At 64.3% G+C, this 17,592-nt stretch carries 16 protein-coding genes and 1 tRNA gene; 14 read left to right on the top strand and 3 right to left on the bottom strand.

What is annotated here, in order from left to right; all coding sequences use genetic code 11:
• The first annotated feature begins 6 nt into the window (after window positions 1–6).
• The 9 genes from pdxA (at window position 7) to JFY56_RS20230 (ending at window position 10,312) form a co-directional block, all read left to right on the top strand.
• On the top strand, window positions 7–996 hold the full coding sequence (gene pdxA / locus JFY56_RS20270; RefSeq protein ID WP_208315847.1) for a 4-hydroxythreonine-4-phosphate dehydrogenase PdxA: 990 nt from the start codon (window positions 7–9) through the stop codon (window positions 994–996).
• Window positions 997–1,334: 338 nt separating this feature from the next.
• On the top strand, window positions 1,335–2,141 hold the full coding sequence (gene rsmA, locus JFY56_RS20265) for a 16S rRNA (adenine(1518)-N(6)/adenine(1519)-N(6))-dimethyltransferase RsmA (RefSeq protein WP_208315845.1): 807 nt from the start codon (window positions 1,335–1,337) through the stop codon (window positions 2,139–2,141).
• 17 nt (window positions 2,142–2,158) lie between these two features.
• Window positions 2,159–2,539, top strand: a complete 381-nt coding sequence (apaG, locus tag JFY56_RS20260; protein WP_208315844.1) for a Co2+/Mg2+ efflux protein ApaG — start codon at window positions 2,159–2,161, stop codon at window positions 2,537–2,539.
• Entirely contained in the window at window positions 2,539–3,363 is an 825-nt protein-coding gene (locus JFY56_RS20255; protein ID WP_208315843.1) for a symmetrical bis(5'-nucleosyl)-tetraphosphatase, read from the top strand. The genes apaG and JFY56_RS20255 overlap by 1 nt, the downstream gene beginning before the upstream one ends.
• Before the next feature lie 36 nt (window positions 3,364–3,399).
• Window positions 3,400–3,729 (top strand): thiosulfate sulfurtransferase GlpE, encoded by a 330-nt coding sequence (glpE, locus tag JFY56_RS20250; protein WP_208315842.1) that lies wholly within the window; start codon window positions 3,400–3,402, stop codon window positions 3,727–3,729.
• Window positions 3,730–3,992: 263 nt separating this feature from the next.
• Window positions 3,993–5,915: a PrkA family serine protein kinase gene (locus tag JFY56_RS20245; RefSeq protein ID WP_208315841.1), complete on the top strand. Its 1,923-nt coding sequence runs from the start codon at window positions 3,993–3,995 to the stop codon at window positions 5,913–5,915.
• A 102-nt stretch (window positions 5,916–6,017) separates the two neighbouring features.
• Entirely contained in the window at window positions 6,018–7,289 is a 1,272-nt protein-coding gene (locus JFY56_RS20240) for a YeaH/YhbH family protein (RefSeq protein ID WP_208315840.1), read from the top strand.
• Window positions 7,286–8,839 (top strand): SpoVR family protein, encoded by a 1,554-nt coding sequence (locus tag JFY56_RS20235; RefSeq protein WP_208315839.1) that lies wholly within the window; start codon window positions 7,286–7,288, stop codon window positions 8,837–8,839. Before JFY56_RS20240 ends, JFY56_RS20235 begins: the two co-directional genes overlap by 4 nt.
• Before the next feature lie 240 nt (window positions 8,840–9,079).
• Entirely contained in the window at window positions 9,080–10,312 is a 1,233-nt protein-coding gene (locus JFY56_RS20230; protein ID WP_208315838.1) for a multifunctional CCA addition/repair protein, read from the top strand.
• Here JFY56_RS20230 and folK read toward each other — a convergent pair.
• Both folK and folB read right to left on the bottom strand, forming a co-directional pair.
• A complete protein-coding gene (folK, locus tag JFY56_RS20225; RefSeq protein ID WP_208315837.1) occupies window positions 10,285–10,827 on the bottom strand; it encodes a 2-amino-4-hydroxy-6-hydroxymethyldihydropteridine diphosphokinase in 543 nt (180 codons plus the stop codon). The two genes, JFY56_RS20230 and folK, sit on opposite strands and share 28 nt — an antisense overlap.
• Window positions 10,818–11,171, bottom strand: a complete 354-nt coding sequence (gene folB / locus JFY56_RS20220; protein WP_208315836.1) for a dihydroneopterin aldolase — start codon at window positions 11,169–11,171, stop codon at window positions 10,818–10,820. The genes folK and folB overlap by 10 nt, the downstream gene beginning before the upstream one ends.
• 80 nt (window positions 11,172–11,251) lie before the next feature.
• On the opposite strand from folB, the gene plsY reads away from it, so the two are divergent.
• Window positions 11,252–11,821 (top strand): glycerol-3-phosphate 1-O-acyltransferase PlsY, encoded by a 570-nt coding sequence (gene plsY / locus JFY56_RS20215; protein WP_208315835.1) that lies wholly within the window; start codon window positions 11,252–11,254, stop codon window positions 11,819–11,821.
• A 20-nt stretch (window positions 11,822–11,841) separates the two neighbouring features.
• On the opposite strand, the gene tsaD is transcribed toward plsY, so the two are convergent.
• Window positions 11,842–12,876, bottom strand: coding sequence for a tRNA (adenosine(37)-N6)-threonylcarbamoyltransferase complex transferase subunit TsaD (tsaD, locus tag JFY56_RS20210; RefSeq protein WP_208315834.1), 1,035 nt, complete (start codon window positions 12,874–12,876; stop codon window positions 11,842–11,844).
• Between the two features lie 202 nt (window positions 12,877–13,078).
• On the opposite strand from tsaD, the gene rpsU reads away from it, so the two are divergent.
• The 4 genes from rpsU to JFY56_RS20190 all read left to right on the top strand — a co-directional run bounded on the left by rpsU (window position 13,079) and on the right by JFY56_RS20190 (window position 17,579).
• Window positions 13,079–13,294 (top strand): 30S ribosomal protein S21, encoded by a 216-nt coding sequence (rpsU, locus tag JFY56_RS20205; protein ID WP_003085057.1) that lies wholly within the window; start codon window positions 13,079–13,081, stop codon window positions 13,292–13,294.
• 190 nt (window positions 13,295–13,484) lie between these two features.
• Window positions 13,485–15,470 carry a DNA primase gene (dnaG, locus tag JFY56_RS20200; RefSeq protein WP_208315833.1) on the top strand — a complete coding sequence of 662 codons (1,986 nt, stop codon included), beginning with the start codon at window positions 13,485–13,487 and terminating at the stop codon, window positions 15,468–15,470.
• 66 nt (window positions 15,471–15,536) lie between these two features.
• Window positions 15,537–17,384: an RNA polymerase sigma factor RpoD gene (gene rpoD, locus JFY56_RS20195; RefSeq protein WP_208315832.1), complete on the top strand. Its 1,848-nt coding sequence runs from the start codon at window positions 15,537–15,539 to the stop codon at window positions 17,382–17,384.
• Between the two features lie 118 nt (window positions 17,385–17,502).
• Window positions 17,503–17,579: transfer RNA gene (locus JFY56_RS20190), tRNA-Ile, on the top strand.
• The last annotated feature ends 13 nt before the right edge of the window (window positions 17,580–17,592 follow it).

The following is a 17,592-nucleotide window of genomic DNA, read 5'->3' as shown; positions in this document are numbered from 1 at the left end:
CGCTCCATGAACGATTCCCGACTTTTCGCGCTGACCCCCGGTGAGCCCGCCGGCATCGGCCCCGACCTGTGCCTGCTGCTGGCCCGCGAGGCGCAGCCGCACCCGCTGGTGGCCATCGCCAGCCAGGCCCTGCTGGCCGAGCGCGCCGCCCTGCTGGGCCTGCCGATCCGCCTGCTGGCGGTCGGCCCGGGCAACTGGCCGCAGCAGCCCGCACCGGCTGGCAGCCTGTATGTCTGGGACACGCCGCTGGCCGCTCCGGTGGAGTGCGGCAAGCTGAACCCGACGAATGCCGGCTATGTGCTGGAAACCCTCACCCGCGCCGGCCAGGGCTGCCTGAACGGCGACTTCGCCGGGATGATCACCGCGCCGGTGCACAAGGGCGTGATCAATGAGGGCGGCATCACCTTCTCCGGCCACACCGAATTCCTCGCCGAACTGACCAGCACGCCCCAGGTGGTGATGATGCTCGCCACCCGCGGCCTGCGCGTCGCCCTGGTGACCACCCACCTGCCGCTGCGCCAGGTCGCCGATGCGATCACCGTCGAGCGCCTGCAGCGGGTCACGCGCATCCTGCATGCCGACCTGCGCGACAAGTTCGGCATCGCCGATCCGCGCATCCTGGTCTGCGGCCTCAACCCGCATGCCGGCGAAGGCGGACACCTCGGGCACGAGGAAATCGATGTGATCGAGCCGACCCTGGAAGGGCTGCGCGCGGAGGGCATGAGCCTGATCGGCCCGCTGCCGGCGGACACCCTGTTCACCCCCAAGCACCTCGACCACTGCGACGCGGTGCTCGCCATGTACCACGACCAGGGCCTGCCGGTGCTCAAGTTCAAGGGCTTCGGCGCAGCGGTGAATGTCACCCTCGGCCTGCCGATCGTGCGTACGTCGGTCGACCATGGCACCGCGCTGGATCTCGCCGGCACCGGCCGAATCGACAGCGGCAGCCTGCTGGTGGCGCTGGAGACCGCCTACCAGATGACCGGCAAGCGATAGAACGTGTAGGAGCGGGCCATGCCCGCGAACCCAAAAGCATCGCGGGCATGGCCCGCTCCTACAGGTATGGCAAGAGCGTAGGGTGGAAATCGCGAAGCATTTCCACCTTGTCGTGGGGCCGGAGCGGTGGACAAGCGGAGCGTTGTCCACCCTACGGGAGCACCTCGCAACGATGCAAAAACAGTTGCCCCTACAGGTGTATGTCATACCGCAGAAGCGCCCTCCCCCGTCTCCCGCCGCTTTTATCGTGCTAGCAATCACCTACTGTTAAAATGATCGCCTTTTTCACTTGAGCTTTTAGCCTGCGGCTTGAAGCTTGCAGCCTGGAGCTGTCCCCGATGTCCGAGCTTTATCAACACCGCGCGCGCAAGCGCTTCGGCCAGAACTTCCTGCACGACGCCGGGGTGATCCATCGCATCCTGCGTGCCATCGCCCCGCGCGAGGGACAGCATCTGCTGGAAATCGGCCCGGGCCAGGGCGCCCTGACCGAAGGACTGGTGGACAGCGACGCCAAGCTGGACGTGATCGAGCTCGACCTCGACCTGATCCCGCAGCTGAAATGGCGCTTCGGCCTGAAGCCGAACTTCACCCTGCACCAGGGCGACGCGCTGAAGTTCGACTTCTCCACCCTGCCCAGTGCAGGCGAGAAGCTGCGCGTGGTCGGCAACCTGCCCTACAACATCTCGACGCCGCTGATCTTCCACCTGCTGGAACACGCCTCGATCATCCAGGACATGCACTTCATGCTGCAGAAGGAAGTGGTCGAGCGCCTGGCGGCCGAGCCGGGCGGCGGCGACTGGGGCCGGCTGTCGATCATGGTGCAGTACTTCTGCCGGGTGGATTACCTGTTCACCGTCGGGCCGGGCGCCTTCAATCCGCCGCCCAAAGTCGAGTCGGCGATCGTCCGCCTGGTGCCCTACGAAGAGCTGCCTTACCCGGCCAAGGATCACCGTCTGCTCGAACGGGTGGTCCGCGAGGCCTTCAACCAGCGCCGCAAGACCCTGCGCAACACGCTCAAGGGCCTCCTTTCCAGCGAGGACATCGAAGCCGTCGGCGTCGATCCGACCTTGCGCCCCGAACAGCTCGGCGTCGAAGCGTTCGTCCGCCTGGCCAACCGTCTGGCCGACCTGACGCCCGACCACTGAATCCAAGGCAGACCAGCATGAGCGATCCCCGCTACCAGATCTCCGTCAGCGTCACCACCCGCCACCTGCCGGAGCAGTCGCAGCCGGAACAGCAGCGTTATGTATTCGCCTACACGGTGACCATCAGCAACACCGGCGAGCAGGCGGCCAAGCTGCTGACCCGCCACTGGATCATCACCGACGGCAACGGCCATGTGCAGGAAGTCCGCGGCGCCGGCGTGGTCGGCGAGAAGCCGCTGATCGAGCCGGGCGCCAGCCATACCTATACCAGCGGCACGGTGCTCGCCACCCAGGTCGGCAGCATGCACGGCAGCTACCAGATGGTCGCCGCCGACGGCCACCATTTCGATGCCGAGATCCCGGTATTCCGCCTCGTCGTACCCGGAGCCCTGCACTGATGGCCACCTATGCCGTCGGCGACCTGCAAGGCTGCCTCGCACCGCTGAAATGCCTGCTGCAACAGGTCGCCTTCGACCCCGCCCGCGACAAGCTGTGGTTGGCCGGCGACCTGGTCAACCGCGGCCCGCAGTCGCTGGAAACCCTGCGATTCCTCTATTCGATTCGCGACGCGGTCACCTGCGTGCTGGGCAACCATGACCTGCACCTGCTGGCGGTCGCGCACAACATCGAGCGCCTGAAGAAGGCCGACACCCTGCGCGAGATCGTCGAGGCGCCGGACCGCGCCGACCTGCTCGACTGGCTGCGCCAGCAGAAGCTGCTGCACTACGACGAACAGCGCGACATCGTCCTGGTGCATGCCGGCATCCCGCCGCAGTGGAGCCTGGAAAAGGCCCGCCTGCGCGCCGCCGAGGTGGAGGAAGCGCTGCGCGACGACGAACGGCTGCCACTTTTCCTCGACGGCATGTACGGTAACGAGCCGGCCAAGTGGGACAAGAAGCTGCACGGCGTCGAGCGCCTGCGGGTGATCACCAACTATTTCACCCGCATGCGTTTCTGCACCGAGGACGGCAAGCTCGACCTGAAATCCAAGGAAGGCCTGGATACCGCGCCGCCGGGCTACGCGCCCTGGTTCAGCCACCCGAAACGCAAGACCCGCGGACAGAAGATCATCTTCGGCCACTGGGCGGCGCTCGAAGGGCGCTGCAACGAGCCGGGGCTTTTCGCCCTGGACACCGGCTGCGTATGGGGCGGCAGCCTGACCCTGCTGAACGTCGACACCGGCGAGCGCCTGAGCTGCGACTGCGCCAGCAAAGACTCCTGATTTCCCGGGGCGAAACGCCCCAACGAGGCACGTGACATGACCGATTTCAAGCGCATCGCCCCCGACCAGGCCCAGCAGCTGCGCACCAGCGGCGCCCAGGTGGTGGACATCCGCGACCCGCAGAGCTTCTCCATGGGCCATATCAGCGGCTCGCAGCACGTCGACAACTATTCGGTGGCCGACTTCATCGCCAAGGCCGATCTCGACGCGCCGCTGGTGGTGGTCTGCTACCACGGCAATTCCAGCCAGGGCGCGGCGGGCTACTTCGTCCAGCAGGGTTTCTCCGACGTCTACAGCCTGGACGGCGGTTTCGAGCTGTGGCGCAGCGTCTATCCCGAGGACACCAGCAGGGAAACGTCTGACTGATAAAACAAAAAATTCGTCAAAAAATCTGTAACTAACTCGCGCGATTCTTATCCAGAACTATCCTTTCCCTCAGGCCATCCAAAAACAGGGGAGAGCCGGCACACCGGCTTCCGGGTTATCGGCAGTGACCATTTGGAGCGGTCCTGGAGGGGCTTCCAGGTACCGTTGGAGTTCTGGGGGACAATCGCCGGCAACACTGGCGGCTCGCCCGCACCCACACGACCGATCCCGCGCCGGCTCACTGCATCGAGCGAGGAGACGTCATGAGCATTTTCAGTCACTTCCAGGAACGCTTCGAAGCGACCCGCCAAGAGGAGTACTCCCTGCAGGAGTACCTGGATATCTGCAAGCAGGACAAGACCGCCTACGCTACGGCCGCTGAACGCATGCTGGTAGCCATTGGCTCCCCGGAACTGCTGGATACGTCCGTGGATTCGCGGTTGTCGCGGATCTTCTCGAACAAGGTGATCCGTCGCTACCCCGCCTTCGCCGACTTCCATGGAATGGAAGAATGCATCGACCAGATCGTCGCCTTCTTCCGCCATGCGGCCCAGGGGCTCGAAGAGAAGAAACAGATCCTTTACCTGCTCGGCCCGGTGGGCGGCGGCAAGTCGTCCCTGGCGGAAAAACTCAAGCAGCTGATGGAGAAGGTGCCCTTCTACGCCATCAAGGGTTCGCCGGTATTCGAGTCGCCGCTGGGGCTGTTCAACGCCGATGAAGACGGCGCCATCCTCGAAGAGGAATACGGCATCCCGCGGCGCTACCTGCGCACCGTGATGTCACCCTGGGCGACCAAGCGCCTCAACGAGTTCGGCGGCGACATCAGCAAGTTCCGCGTGGTCAAGGTGTATCCGTCGATCCTCAACCAGGTCGCCATCGCCAAGACCGAACCGGGCGACGAGAACAACCAGGACATCTCATCGCTGGTCGGCAAGGTGGATATCCGCAAGCTGGAAGAATTCCCGCAGAACGACGCCGACGCCTACAGCTACTCCGGCGCCCTGTGCCGCGCCAACCAGGGCCTGATGGAATTCGTCGAGATGTTCAAGGCGCCGATCAAGGTGCTGCACCCGCTGCTGACCGCCACCCAGGAAGGCAACTACAACAGCACCGAGGGCCTCGGCGGCCTGCCGTTCAGCGGCATCATCCTGGCCCACTCCAACGAATCGGAGTGGCACAGCTTCCGCAACAACAAGAACAACGAGGCGTTCATCGACCGGATCTACATCGTCAAGGTGCCGTACTGCCTGCGCGTCAACGACGAGATCAAGATCTACGACAAACTCCTCGCCAACAGTTCGCTGGCCCATGCCCATTGCGCGCCCGATACGCTGAAGATGCTCTCGCAGTTCTCCGTGCTGTCGCGCCTGAAGGAGCCGGACAACTCCAACATCTACTCGAAGATGCGCGTCTACGACGGCGAGAACCTGAAGGACACCGATCCGAAGGCCAAGTCGATCCAGGAATACCGCGACTCCGCCGGCGTGGACGAAGGCATGTCCGGGCTTTCCACCCGCTTCGCCTTCAAGATCCTGTCCAAGGTGTTCAACTTCGACCCGCATGAAGTCGCCGCCAACCCGGTGCACCTGCTCTACGTCCTCGAACAGCAGATCGAGCAGGAGCAGTTCCAGCCGGAAACCCGCGAGCGCTACCTGCGCTTCATCAAGGAATACCTGGCGCCGCGCTACGTCGAGTTCATCGGCAAGGAAATCCAGACGGCCTACCTGGAGTCCTACAGTGAATACGGTCAGAACATCTTCGACCGCTACGTGCTGTACGCGGACTTCTGGATCCAGGACCAGGAATACCGCGATCCGGAAACCGGCGAGATCCTCAACCGGGCAGCCCTCAACGAGGAACTGGAGAAGATCGAGAAACCGGCAGGCATCAGCAATCCGAAGGACTTCCGCAACGAGATCGTCAACTTCGTGTTGCGCGCCCGGGCTGCCAACAACGGCAAGAACCCGAGCTGGCTGTCCTACGAGAAGCTGCGGGTGGTGATCGAGAAGAAGATGTTCTCCAACACCGAGGACCTGCTGCCAGTCATCAGCTTCAACGCCAAGGCGAGCAAAGAGGACCAGCAAAAGCACAACGACTTCGTCAAACGCATGGTCGAGCGCGGCTACACCGAGAAACAGGTACGCCTGCTGTCGGAATGGTATCTGCGGGTTCGCAAGTCGCAGTAGTCTGCCTTCGGCGCGTCGAGACTTTCGGCGCGCCGATTGCCGTCGCATTCGGACCTGTTCCGTGGCGGTTCAGCCCCACGGCACAGGCCCTGAGGAGTACTCATGAGCTACGTCATCGACCGGCGTCTGAACGGCAAGAACAAGAGCACGGTGAACCGCCAGCGCTTCCTGCGGCGTTACCGTGAGCACATCAAGAAGGCGGTCGAAGAGGCCGTCAGTCGCCGTTCCATCACCGACATGGAGCACGGCGAACAGATCAGCATCCCCGGCCGCGACATCGACGAACCCGTTCTGCACCACGGCCGCGGCGGCAAGCAGACCATCGTCCACCCGGGCAACAAGGAATTCACCACCGGCGAGCACATCCCCCGCCCCTCCGGCGGCGGCGGTGGGCGCGGCGGCGGCAAGGCGAGCAACCAGGGCGAAGGGATGGACGACTTCGTCTTCCAGATCACCCAGGAGGAATTCCTCGACTTCATGTTCGAGGACCTGGAGCTGCCCAACCTGGTCAAGCGCCACCTGACCGGCAGCGACACCTTCAAGACGGTGCGCGCCGGCATCAGCAACGAGGGCAACCCCTCGCGCATCAACATCATCCGCACCCTGCGCTCGGCCCACGCGCGGCGTATCGCCCTGACCGGCAGCAGCCGGGCCACCCTGCGCGAAGCGAAGGCCGAGCTGGAGCGCCTGAAACGCGAGGAGCCGGACAATCTCGGCGACATCCAGGCGCTGGAGGCGGAAATCGCCCGCCTGCGCGCCCGCATCGAGCGGATTCCGTTCCTCGACACCTTCGACCTCAAGTACAACCTGCTGGTCAAGCATCCCAACCCGACCTCCAAGGCGGTGATGTTCTGCCTGATGGACGTCTCCGGTTCGATGACCCAGGCGACCAAGGACATCGCCAAGCGCTTCTTCATCCTTCTCTACCTGTTCCTCAAGCGGAACTACGAGAAGATCGACGTGGTGTTCATCCGCCACCACACCAGCGCCCGCGAGGTGGACGAGGAAGAGTTCTTCTACTCCCGCGAAACCGGCGGCACCATCGTCTCCAGCGCGCTGAAGCTGATGCAGGAAGTGATGGCCGAGCGTTATCCGGTCAACGAGTGGAACATCTATGCCGCCCAGGCGTCGGACGGCGACAACTGGAATGACGACTCGCCGGTCTGCCGCGATATCCTGATGAAGCAGATCATGCCGTTCGTGCAGTACTACACCTACGTCGAGATCACCCCGCGCGAGCACCAGGCGCTGTGGTTCGAGTACGAGCGCATCCGCGAAGCCTTCGAAGACAGCTTCGCCCAGCAGCAGATCGTCTCGGCCGCCGACATCTACCCGGTGTTCCGCGAACTGTTCCACAGGAGGCTAGTCGCATGAGCAAGCGCCAGCCCATCGCCACCGGTTCGGAATGGACCTTCGACCTGATCCGCCAGTACGACCGCGAGATCAGCCGCATCGCCGAGCGCTATGCGCTGGATACCTACCCCAACCAGATCGAGGTGATCACCGCCGAGCAGATGATGGATGCCTACGCCTCCGTCGGCATGCCCATCGGTTATAACCACTGGTCGTACGGCAAACACTTCCTCAGCACGGAAAAGAACTACAAGCGCGGCCAGATGGGCCTCGCCTACGAGATCGTGATCAACTCCGATCCGTGCATCGCCTACCTGATGGAAGAAAACACCCAATGCATGCAGGCGCTGGTGATCGCCCATGCCTGCTACGGACACAACAGCTTCTTCAAGGGCAACTACCTGTTCCGCACCTGGACCGACGCCAGTTCGATCATCGATTACCTGGTGTTCGCCAAGCAGTACATCATGCAGTGCGAGGAACGCTACGGCATCGACGCCGTGGAAGACCTGCTGGACTCCTGCCACGCCCTGATGAACTACGGCGTGGACCGCTACAAGCGCCCCTACCCGATCTCCGCCGAGGAGGAGCGGCAGCGCCAGAAAGAGCGTGAAGAGCTGATCCAGCGCCAGGTCAACGACCTCTGGCGGACCATTCCGCGGGCCGGCGGCAAGGACAAGGAACAGGAACTCGCGCGCTACCCGAGCGAGCCGCAGGAGAACATCCTCTACTTCATCGAGAAGAACGCCCCGTTGCTGGAGCCCTGGCAGCGCGAGGTGGTGCGCATCGTGCGCAAGGTGGCGCAGTACTTCTACCCACAGCGCCAGACCCAGGTGATGAACGAGGGCTGGGCGACCTTCTGGCACTACACGCTGATCAATGACCTCTACGACGAGGGGCTGGTCAACGACGGCTTCATGATGGAGTTCCTCCAGTACCACACCAGCGTGGTCTACCAGCCGGGCTTCGACAGCCCCTACTACAGCGGCATCAACCCGTACGCCCTGGGCTTCGCCATGTACCGCGACATCCGCCGCATCTGCGAGGAGCCCACCGAGGAAGACAAGCGCTGGTTCCCGGACATCGCCGGCAGCGACTGGCTGGCCACCCTGAAGTTCGCCATGAAGACCTTCAAGGACGAGAGCTTCATCCTGCAGTACCTCTCGCCCAAAGTGATCCGCGACTTCAAGCTGTTCAGCATCCAGGACGACGACCACAAGGAGGACCTGCTGGTCGACGCCATCCACGACGACGACGGCTACCGCATCGTCCGCCAGAACCTGGCGGCGCAGTACAACCTCGGCAACCGGGAGCCGAACATCCAGATCTGGAACGTCGACCGCCGCGGCGACCGCTCGCTGACCCTGCGCCACCAGCAGCACGACCGCAAGCCGCTGGGCGAGTCCACCGACGACGTGCTCAAGCACCTGCACCGCCTGTGGGGCTTCGACATCCACCTGGAAACCCTGCAGGGCGAGCAGGTCGTCACCACCCACCACATGCCCCCAAAGGGTGAGAGCGGCAACGAAGAGGGCTACCCGCGGCTGGATCTGGTCATTCCGCCGATCTGACTCGACACCCCCTCACCCTGGCCCTGGCTGCGCGCCCCGCTCCGGAGGGAGAGGGGGCGCTTCGGTGTTGGGAGGTGTGCCGTCGACAACTCAGGACAGTCCCCTCTCCCTTTGGGAGAGGGCTAGGGTGAGGGTCTCCCAACGCCATAGCTGCAAGAGCCAGCCTGCTGGCCAACATCAGGACAATCCCCTCCAAAGCCTCGCGTCTACGTTATCCTCCCGCCATGACGGAGGATTCCCATGCAGATCTACAAAGTTGGCGGCGCCGTGCGCGACCGGCTGCTCGGGCGGCCAGTCGCCGATATCGACTGGGTGGTGGTCGGCGCCACCGGCGATGAAATGCTCGCCAGGGGCTTCCGCCCGGTGGGTGCGGACTTCCCGGTGTTCCTGCACCCGCAGACCGGAGAGGAATACGCTCTGGCGCGCACCGAGCGCAAGAGCGGCAAGGGCTATGGCGGCTTCACCTTCTACGCCAGCCCGGACGTCAGCCTGGAAGACGACCTGATCCGCCGCGACCTGACTATCAACGCCATGGCCGAGGATGACCACGGCCGGCTGATCGATCCCTACGGCGGCCAGCGTGATCTCGAATCGCGCCTGTTGCGCCACGTTTCCCCGGCGTTCGCCGAAGATCCCCTGCGCGTGCTGCGCGTAGCGCGTTTCGCCGCGCGCTATGCGCCGCTCAGCTTCCGCGTCGCGGACGAAACCCTGGAGCTGATGCGCGAGCTGTCCGGCTCGGGGGAACTCGAAGCGCTTACCGCCGAACGCAGCTGGAAGGAAATCGCCCGCGCGCTGATGGAGCCGCGCCCGGACGTGTTCATCCAGGTCCTGCGTGACTGCGGCGCGCTGGCGGTACTGATTCCGGAAGTCGATGCGCTGTTCGGCGTGCCGCAGCCGGCTGCGCACCATCCGGAGGTGGATACCGGCGTGCATATCCTCCACGTGCTGCGCCAGTGCGCGGAACACGACCAGCCGCTGACGGTGCGCTGGGCCTGCCTGATGCACGACCTCGGCAAGGGCCGCACGCCTCGCGAGGAGTGGCCGAAGCACCATGGCCACGAACAACTGGGGCTACGGCTGATCGGAGCGGTGAACGCACGCTTCAAGGTACCGCGGGATTGCCAGGAACTGGCGCTGCTGACCGGCGAATACCACTCCCACGGACACCGCGCGCTGGAACTGCGTCCCCGCACCCTCGCAGACCTGTTCCAGGCCTTCGACCTGTATCGCCGGCCGCAACGGTTCGAGGAGTTCCTGGCTGCCTGCGAGATGGACTCCCGCGGCCGCCATGGCTTCGAGCAGCGCGATTATCCACAGGCCGCCTACCTGCGCGGCGCCGCACAGGCCGCCCGCGCGGTCAGCGTGCAACCGCTGCTGGAGCGCGGCCTGAAGGGTGCGGAACTAGGCGAAGCGCTGAAGCACGAGCGCCTGCAAGCGCTCAAGGCTTACAAGGAAGGTTTCGCGAAGGCCTGAAGCAAGGCGGCCGGAGTCAGCGCCCGGCCATGCCATTCGAACGGCGCCGGCCACAGATGCTGGTCGATCCGCGCATCCGCCCACAGCTCGGCAAAACTGCGCTGTGCGCCGGGATGCAGGGTATCCGGCGCCAGCAGGGACAGCGGCCAGAGCACGAAGGCATTCTTCAGCACCTCGGCACGCGGCAGCACCAGGCCGTCGAATTCGCCATGCAAGCCGCCATACAGCAAGACGTCGATATCCAGCGGCAGGCCCTTGCGATCGGGCGCGTAACGGCCGTTGTCCGCTTCGATGTGCTTCAGGCGCAGGCCCAGTTCGCGCAACGGCAGCCGCGTTTCGCCGCGCACCGCCAGATTGAGGAAGGGGCCGCTGCGAATGCCCACCGGCTCGCTCTCGAAGACCGGCGAACAGTGGATGTTTTCGATGAATCCGCCCAGGGCATCGAGGCCGGCGACCAGATGGCGCTCGCGCTCGATATTGCTGCCGAGGCCGAGATAAACGGTGGTCAGCGACATCCGCGCTCGATCTCCACGCCTACTCCCTTTGCCGTCGGCACGGCACCCGGCTTGGTCACCCGGATGCGCAGCCAGCGGATGCCGAACTCCGCCATCAGCAGCGCGGCAAGACGTTCGGCGAAGGTTTCCACCAACTGGAAGTGCGCGTCGCGGGCGAATTCGCCGACCCGCGCGGACAGCACCGCGTAATCGAGCGCCCTGGCGATGTCGTCATCCGCCGCGGCCGGCTGGATGTCCCAGCCCAGGTCCAGATCCAGCCGCAGGCACTGGCGAATGCCGCGCTCCCAGTCGTAGACGCCGATCACGGTGTCGACTTCCAGGCCCTCGATAAAAACTGTATCCAATCGCTGCATGCTCCAAGGCGGTCACGACAACTGCGCACCGCCCCGCTAGAATCGGGGACTCACTCGCCCCGGTGGAAACCATGGTCTGGTTACTGGCGATCCTCGCCTACCTGCTCGGCTCCCTGTCCTTCGCAGTGCTCCTCAGCCGCCTGTTCGGCACCGAGGACCCACGCGCCAGCGGCTCGGGCAACCCCGGCGCCACCAACATGCTGCGCCTGGCGGGCAAGAAGCTCGCCATCCTCACCCTTGCCGGCGATCTTGCCAAGGGCCTGCTGCCGGTCCTCATTGCCCGCCTGCTCGGTCTCGATACGATGCAGGCCGCCTGGGTCGGGCTGGCGGCGGTGCTCGGCCATCTCTACCCGCTGTACTTCAATTTCCGCGGCGGCAAGGGCGTGGCCACTTCCGCCGGCATGCTGCTCGCCCTGTATCCTCCGGCAGCGCTACTGGCGGTGGCAGCCTGGGCGGTTACCTTCCGGCTCTCGCGCACCAGCTCGCTCGCCTCGCTGGTCGCCACGCCGCTGACTCTGCCGCTGCTCGCCTGGCAGCAACCGGCAGCCCTGCTGCCGATGACCATCCTCACCGGCCTGATCGTCTGGCGCCACCGCGGCAACCTGCGCGACCTGCTCGCCGGCCGCGAACGGCACTTCTAGAAGCGCCGCAACAGGCCGTTTCAGCCGCCGGCAACCGGCGTCAGCTTCTCCATCGGCCAACGCGCCTGCACGGTGATCGCCGGGCCGTCCTGTTGCCCCGCCAGCAGGCGCTGGCAACCAGCGTAGGCGATCATCGCGCCGTTGTCGGTGCAGAAACGCGGGCGGGCATAGAACACCTGGCCTTTCATGTCGCCCAGCATCTTTTCCAGGTGCTCGCGCAGCGACTGGTTGGCGCTGACACCGCCGGCGATCACCAGGCTCTTCAGATGCGTCTGCTTGAGGGCGCGGCGGCACTTGATGGTGAGAGTCTCGACTACCGCCTGCTGGAAGGCCAGAGCGATGTCGCAACGGGTTTGCTCACTGTCGTCCCCAGCCTCGCGGCAGCGTTGCCAGGTGTTCAGGGCGAAGGTCTTGAGGCCGCTGAAGCTGAAGTCCAGCCCCGGGCGATCGGTCATCGGCCGCGGGAAGACGAAACGCCCCGGCGTGCCTCGCAGGGCCATGCGGGCGATCTCCGGGCCGCCCGGATAGCCGAGGCCGAGCAGCTTGGCAGTCTTGTCGAAAGCCTCGCCGGCCGCGTCGTCCAGCGACTCGCCGAGCAACTGGTACTGGCCGATGCCATCCACCCGCACCAGTTGGGTATGCCCCCCGGAAACCAGCAAGGCGACGAACGGAAACTGCGGCGGCTGCTCTTCCAGCATCGGCGCCAGCAGGTGGCCTTCCATATGGTGCACGCCGACGGCCGGCACGCCCCAGGCGAACGCCATGGCCTGGGCGCAGGAGGCGCCGACCAGCAGCGCTCCGACCAGGCCGGGACCGGCGGTGTAGGCGATCGCATCGATATCGCTCGGCGCGCAGCCGGCCTCATCCAGCACCTGGCGGATCAGCGGCAGCATGCGCTTGACGTGGTCGCGCGAGGCAAGCTCGGGCACGACGCCGCCGTAGACGCGATGCAGGTCGATCTGGCTGAACAGCGCGTCGGCCAGCAGGCCGCGTTCGCTGTCGTAGAGGGCGACGCCGGTTTCGTCGCAGGAGGTTTCCAACCCCAGAACACGCATGGGTTCGAGCCTTCAGTCTGGGCAAATTCGAAGCCGCGCATCATAATCGCCACCCCGGGTGCCGACCAGTGTTTTTCGATCGGAGGCTTTGCATTCCTCCGCCCAAAACGTTAATATCCGCAACCCTTAAAAACCGCCGTCTCCAGAGGCACCTGCCAGGAGCGCGACAAAGCCACCGGTAATCATTGAAGGTACGACCTGGATGCCCGCCGTCAAAGTTAAAGAGAACGAACCCTTCGACGTAGCCCTGCGTCGTTTCAAGCGCTCCTGCGAAAAAGCTGGTGTACTGGCTGAAGTCCGTAGCCGCGAGTTCTACGAAAAGCCCACCGCTGAGCGCAAGCGCAAGGCTGCTGCCGCTGTCAAGCGTCACGCCAAGAAAGTGCAGCGCGAGCAGCGCCGTCGCGAGCGCCTGTACTGAGTTCGAAGACTCAGCTACGCGCTCCCGCATCGCCCGGCCCACTCGCCGGGCGAGTGCTTGAAAAAGCACACCCAACTCCGATTCGCCAGCGCGAAGGTCGGAGTTTTTCTTTTCATGCCCCCATGCAAGGCAGCACTCGCCGGCACCGCCGGAGAGTATGCTTGGGTCCATTCTGCGCCCCGAACAGTCTATGGCCGGCCTGATACCGCAATCCTTCATCGATGACCTGCTGAACCGCACCGATATCCTCGATGTGGTGAGTTCGCGCATCCAGCTGAAGAAGACCGGCAAGAACTACAGCGCCTGCTGCCCGTTCCACAAGGAAAAGACCCCCTCCTTCACCGTCAGCCCGGACAAGCAGTTCTACTACTGCTTCGGCTGCGGCGCCGGCGGCAACGCCCTTGGCTTCATCATGGACCACGACAACCTGGAGTTTCCCCAGGCGGTCGAGGAACTGGCCAAGCGCGCCGGCATGGACATCCCGCGCGAGGAAGGCCGCCGCGGCAGCAGACCGCGCCAACCGACCGACTCGCCGCTCTACCCGCTGCTCACGGCAGCCGCCGAGTTCTACCGCCAGGCGCTGAAAAGCCATCCGGCACGCAAGGCCGCGGTCGAGTACCTGAAGGGTCGCGGCCTGACCGGCGAAATCGCCCGCGACTTCGGCCTCGGCTTCGCCCCGCCCGGCTGGGACAACCTGCTCAAGCACCTGGGCGGCGACAACCTGCAGATCAAGGCCATGCTCGACGCCGGCCTGCTGGTGGAAAACCCCGACAGCGGCAAGCGCTACGACCGCTTCCGCGACCGCGTGATCTTCCCCATCCGCGATAGCCGTGGCCGCGTCATCGCCTTCGGCGGCCGGGTGCTCGGCGACGACAAGCCCAAGTACCTGAACTCCCCGGAAACCCCGGTTTTCCACAAGGGCCAGGAACTCTACGGGCTGTTCGAGGCACGCAAGAACAACCGCGACCTCGACGAGATCATGGTCGTGGAAGGCTACATGGACGTGATCGCCCTGGCCCAGCAAGGCATCCGCAACGCCGTGGCAACCCTCGGCACCGCCACCAGCGAAGAGCACATCAAGCGCCTGTTCCGTCTGGTGCCGAACATCCTGTTCTGCTTCGACGGCGACCAGGCCGGCCGCAACGCCGCGTGGCGCGCCCTGGAATCGGCCCTGCCGAACCTGCAGGACGGGCGCAAGGTGCGCTTCCTGTTCCTGCCCGAAGGCGAAGATCCGGATACCCTGGTCCGCGCCGAAGGCCCGGACGCCTTCCGCGCCCGCCTGGTGCAGCAGGCCCTGCCGCTGGCCGAATATTTCTTCCAGCAGCTCAAGCAGGAAGCCGACCCGAGCACGCTGGAGGGCAAGGCGCACCTTGCCACCCTGGCCGGCCCGCTGCTGGAGAAGATTCCCGGCAACAACCTGCGCCTGCTGATGCGCCAGCGACTCGGCGAAATCACCGGCCTGAGCAGCGAGATGCTCGGCCAATTGAGCGCACCGCACCCGACCGCCGCCTCGCACAGCCAGAATAACGACGAACATTTTGCCGACTACTCCGGCTACGACACCGGCCATCCCGGATACGAGGGCGACAGCGGTCACTATCGGGACGCCGGCGCCTATTTCGACACTTCGTCCGATTTCGGCAACCAGAAAAAGGAAAAGAAGCCCTGGAACGGCGGCAAGAAATGGGACAAGAAAGGCGGTCGCGGCGATTTCGCCCCCCGCCAACCACGCACCGCCGTCAGCGTGGAACCCCCGACCCTGAGCGCTCTGCGCACTCTCCTGCATCATCCGCAGCTCGCACAGAAGGTCGACAATGCCGGCAAGTTCGCCGACGAAGAACACACCTACGCCCAGTTGCTGGTCGCCCTGCTCGACGCTCTGCAAAAGAGCCCGAACCAGAGTTCGATGCAACTGATCGCCCGCTGGCACGGCACCGAACAGGGCCGTCTGCTGCGCGCGCTGGCGGAAAAGGAGTGGCTGATCTCGGCGGACAACCTTGAACAACAGTTTTTCGACACTATAACTAGGTTAGCGACAAGCCAACGCGAACGTAGCCTCGAACAACTGCTGCGCAAGGCACGTCAAAGCGAACTCAGCGCGGAGGAGAAAGAACGTCTGCGCGATCTTCTCAGTCGCCCCGTCTCCCCCGTCGCCCCGACCTCATCTGGCGCTTGAGGTCATCTTTCAGCTATAATGGTCAGCTTGTTTTTGCCCGCCAAGACCGTCAGTGGATAGGGTGTTATGTCCGGAAAAGCGCAACAGCAATCTCGTCTCAAAGAGTTGATCAGCCGTGGTCGTGAGCAGGGTTACCTGACTTACGCGGAGGTCAACGACCACCTGCCGGAGGATATATCCGATCCGGAACAGGTAGAAGACATCATCCGCATGATCAACGACATGGGGATCAACGTATTCGAGACAGCCCCGGATGCGGATGCCCTGTTGCTGGCCGAAACGGATACCGACGAAGCCGCCGCAGAAGAGGCCGCCGCTGCCCTGGCCGCGGTGGAGAGCGATGTCGGCCGGACTACCGATCCGGTGCGCATGTACATGCGCGAAATGGGCACCGTGGAACTGCTGACCCGCGAAGGCGAGATCGAAATCGCCAAGCGCATCGAGGAAGGCATCCGCGAAGTCATGAGCGCCATCGCCCAGTTCCCCGGCGCGGTGGACAGCATCCTCGACGACTACAATCGCGTGGTCGCCGAAGGCGGCCGCCTGTCCGACATCCTCAGCGGCTACATCGACCCGGACGACGGTTCGGTGCCGGCCGAGGAAGTCGAGCTCGACCTCAAGGAGGCAGGCTCCGACGCCAAGGACAAGGATGAAGAGGAAGAGGAAGAGGAAAGCGACGACAGCGACGACGAAGGCGACGGCGGTCCGGACCCGGAAGTAGCCCGCCAGCGTTTCGGCGCTGTGGCCGAACAGCTGGAAAAGACCAAGAAGGCCCTGAAGAAGCACGGCCGCGGCAGCAAGGCAGCCAACGCCGAGATGGTCGCGCTGGCCGAGCTGTTCATGCCGATCAAGCTGGTGCCGAAGCAGTACGACGCCCTGGTCGCCCGCGTGCGCGACGCCCTGGACCGCGTGCGCGGCCAGGAACGCGCCATCATGCAGCTGTGCGTCCGTGACGCCCGCATGCCGCGTGCCGACTTCCTGCGCCAGTTCCCCGGCAACGAGACCAATGAGTCCTGGATCGACGGCGTACTCAAGGGCAAGCCGAAATACGCCGAGGCGCTCGAGCGCCTGAAAGGCGACATTCAGCGCAACCAGCAGAAAATGGCTGCCCTGGAAAGCGAAGTCGACCTGAAGGTCGCCGAGATCAAGGACGTCAACCGCTCCATGTCGATCGGCGAGGCCAAGGCCCGCCGCGCGAAGAAAGAGATGGTCGAGGCGAACCTGCGTCTGGTGATCTCCATCGCCAAGAAGTACACCAACCGCGGCCTGCAGTTCCTCGACCTGATCCAGGAAGGCAACATCGGCCTGATGAAGGCGGTGGACAAGTTCGAATACCGCCGCGGCTACAAGTTCTCGACCTACGCCACCTGGTGGATTCGCCAGGCGATCACCCGTTCGATCGCCGACCAGGCCCGCACCATCCGTATTCCGGTGCACATGATCGAGACGATCAACAAGCTCAACCGTATCTCCCGCCAGATGCTGCAGGAGATGGGCCGCGAACCGACCCCGGAAGAGCTGGGCGAACGCATGGACATGCCGGAAGACAAGATCCGCAAGGTCCTGAAGATCGCCAAGGAACCGATCTCCATGGAAACGCCGATCGGTGACGACGAAGATTCGCACCTGGGCGACTTCATCGAGGACTCCACCATGCAGTCGCCGATCGACGTGGCGACCAGCGAGAGCCTCAAGGAAGCCACCCGCGAAGTCCTCGCCGGCCTCACCGCCCGCGAAGCCAAGGTCCTGCGCATGCGCTTCGGCATCGACATGAACACCGACCACACCCTCGAGGAAGTCGGCAAGCAGTTCGATGTAACCCGCGAGCGTATCCGCCAGATCGAAGCCAAGGCCCTGCGCAAGCTCCGCCACCCGTCCCGAAGCGAGCACCTGCGCTCCTTCCTCGACGAGTGATGAACAACCCCCGGCCCAGCCGGGGGTTTTTCTTTGTGCCGCACGCAGATATATGCCGCAATCCCCCATCCAGTTGGCGCATCCCCAACCGCATCGGTATAATCCGCCGACCTTCTGGGGGCCTATAGCTCAGTCGGTTAGAGCAGAGGACTCATAATCCTTTGGTCCACGGTTCGAGTCCGTGTGGGCCCACCACCTTCAAAGCCGC

It is taken from the genome of Pseudomonas schmalbachii (assembly GCF_017589465.1).
Classification (GTDB): domain Bacteria; phylum Pseudomonadota; class Gammaproteobacteria; order Pseudomonadales; family Pseudomonadaceae; genus Pseudomonas; species Pseudomonas schmalbachii.
Note: the sequence above shows the minus strand (reverse complement) of the source record. Positions and strands in the feature narration are given on the sequence as shown.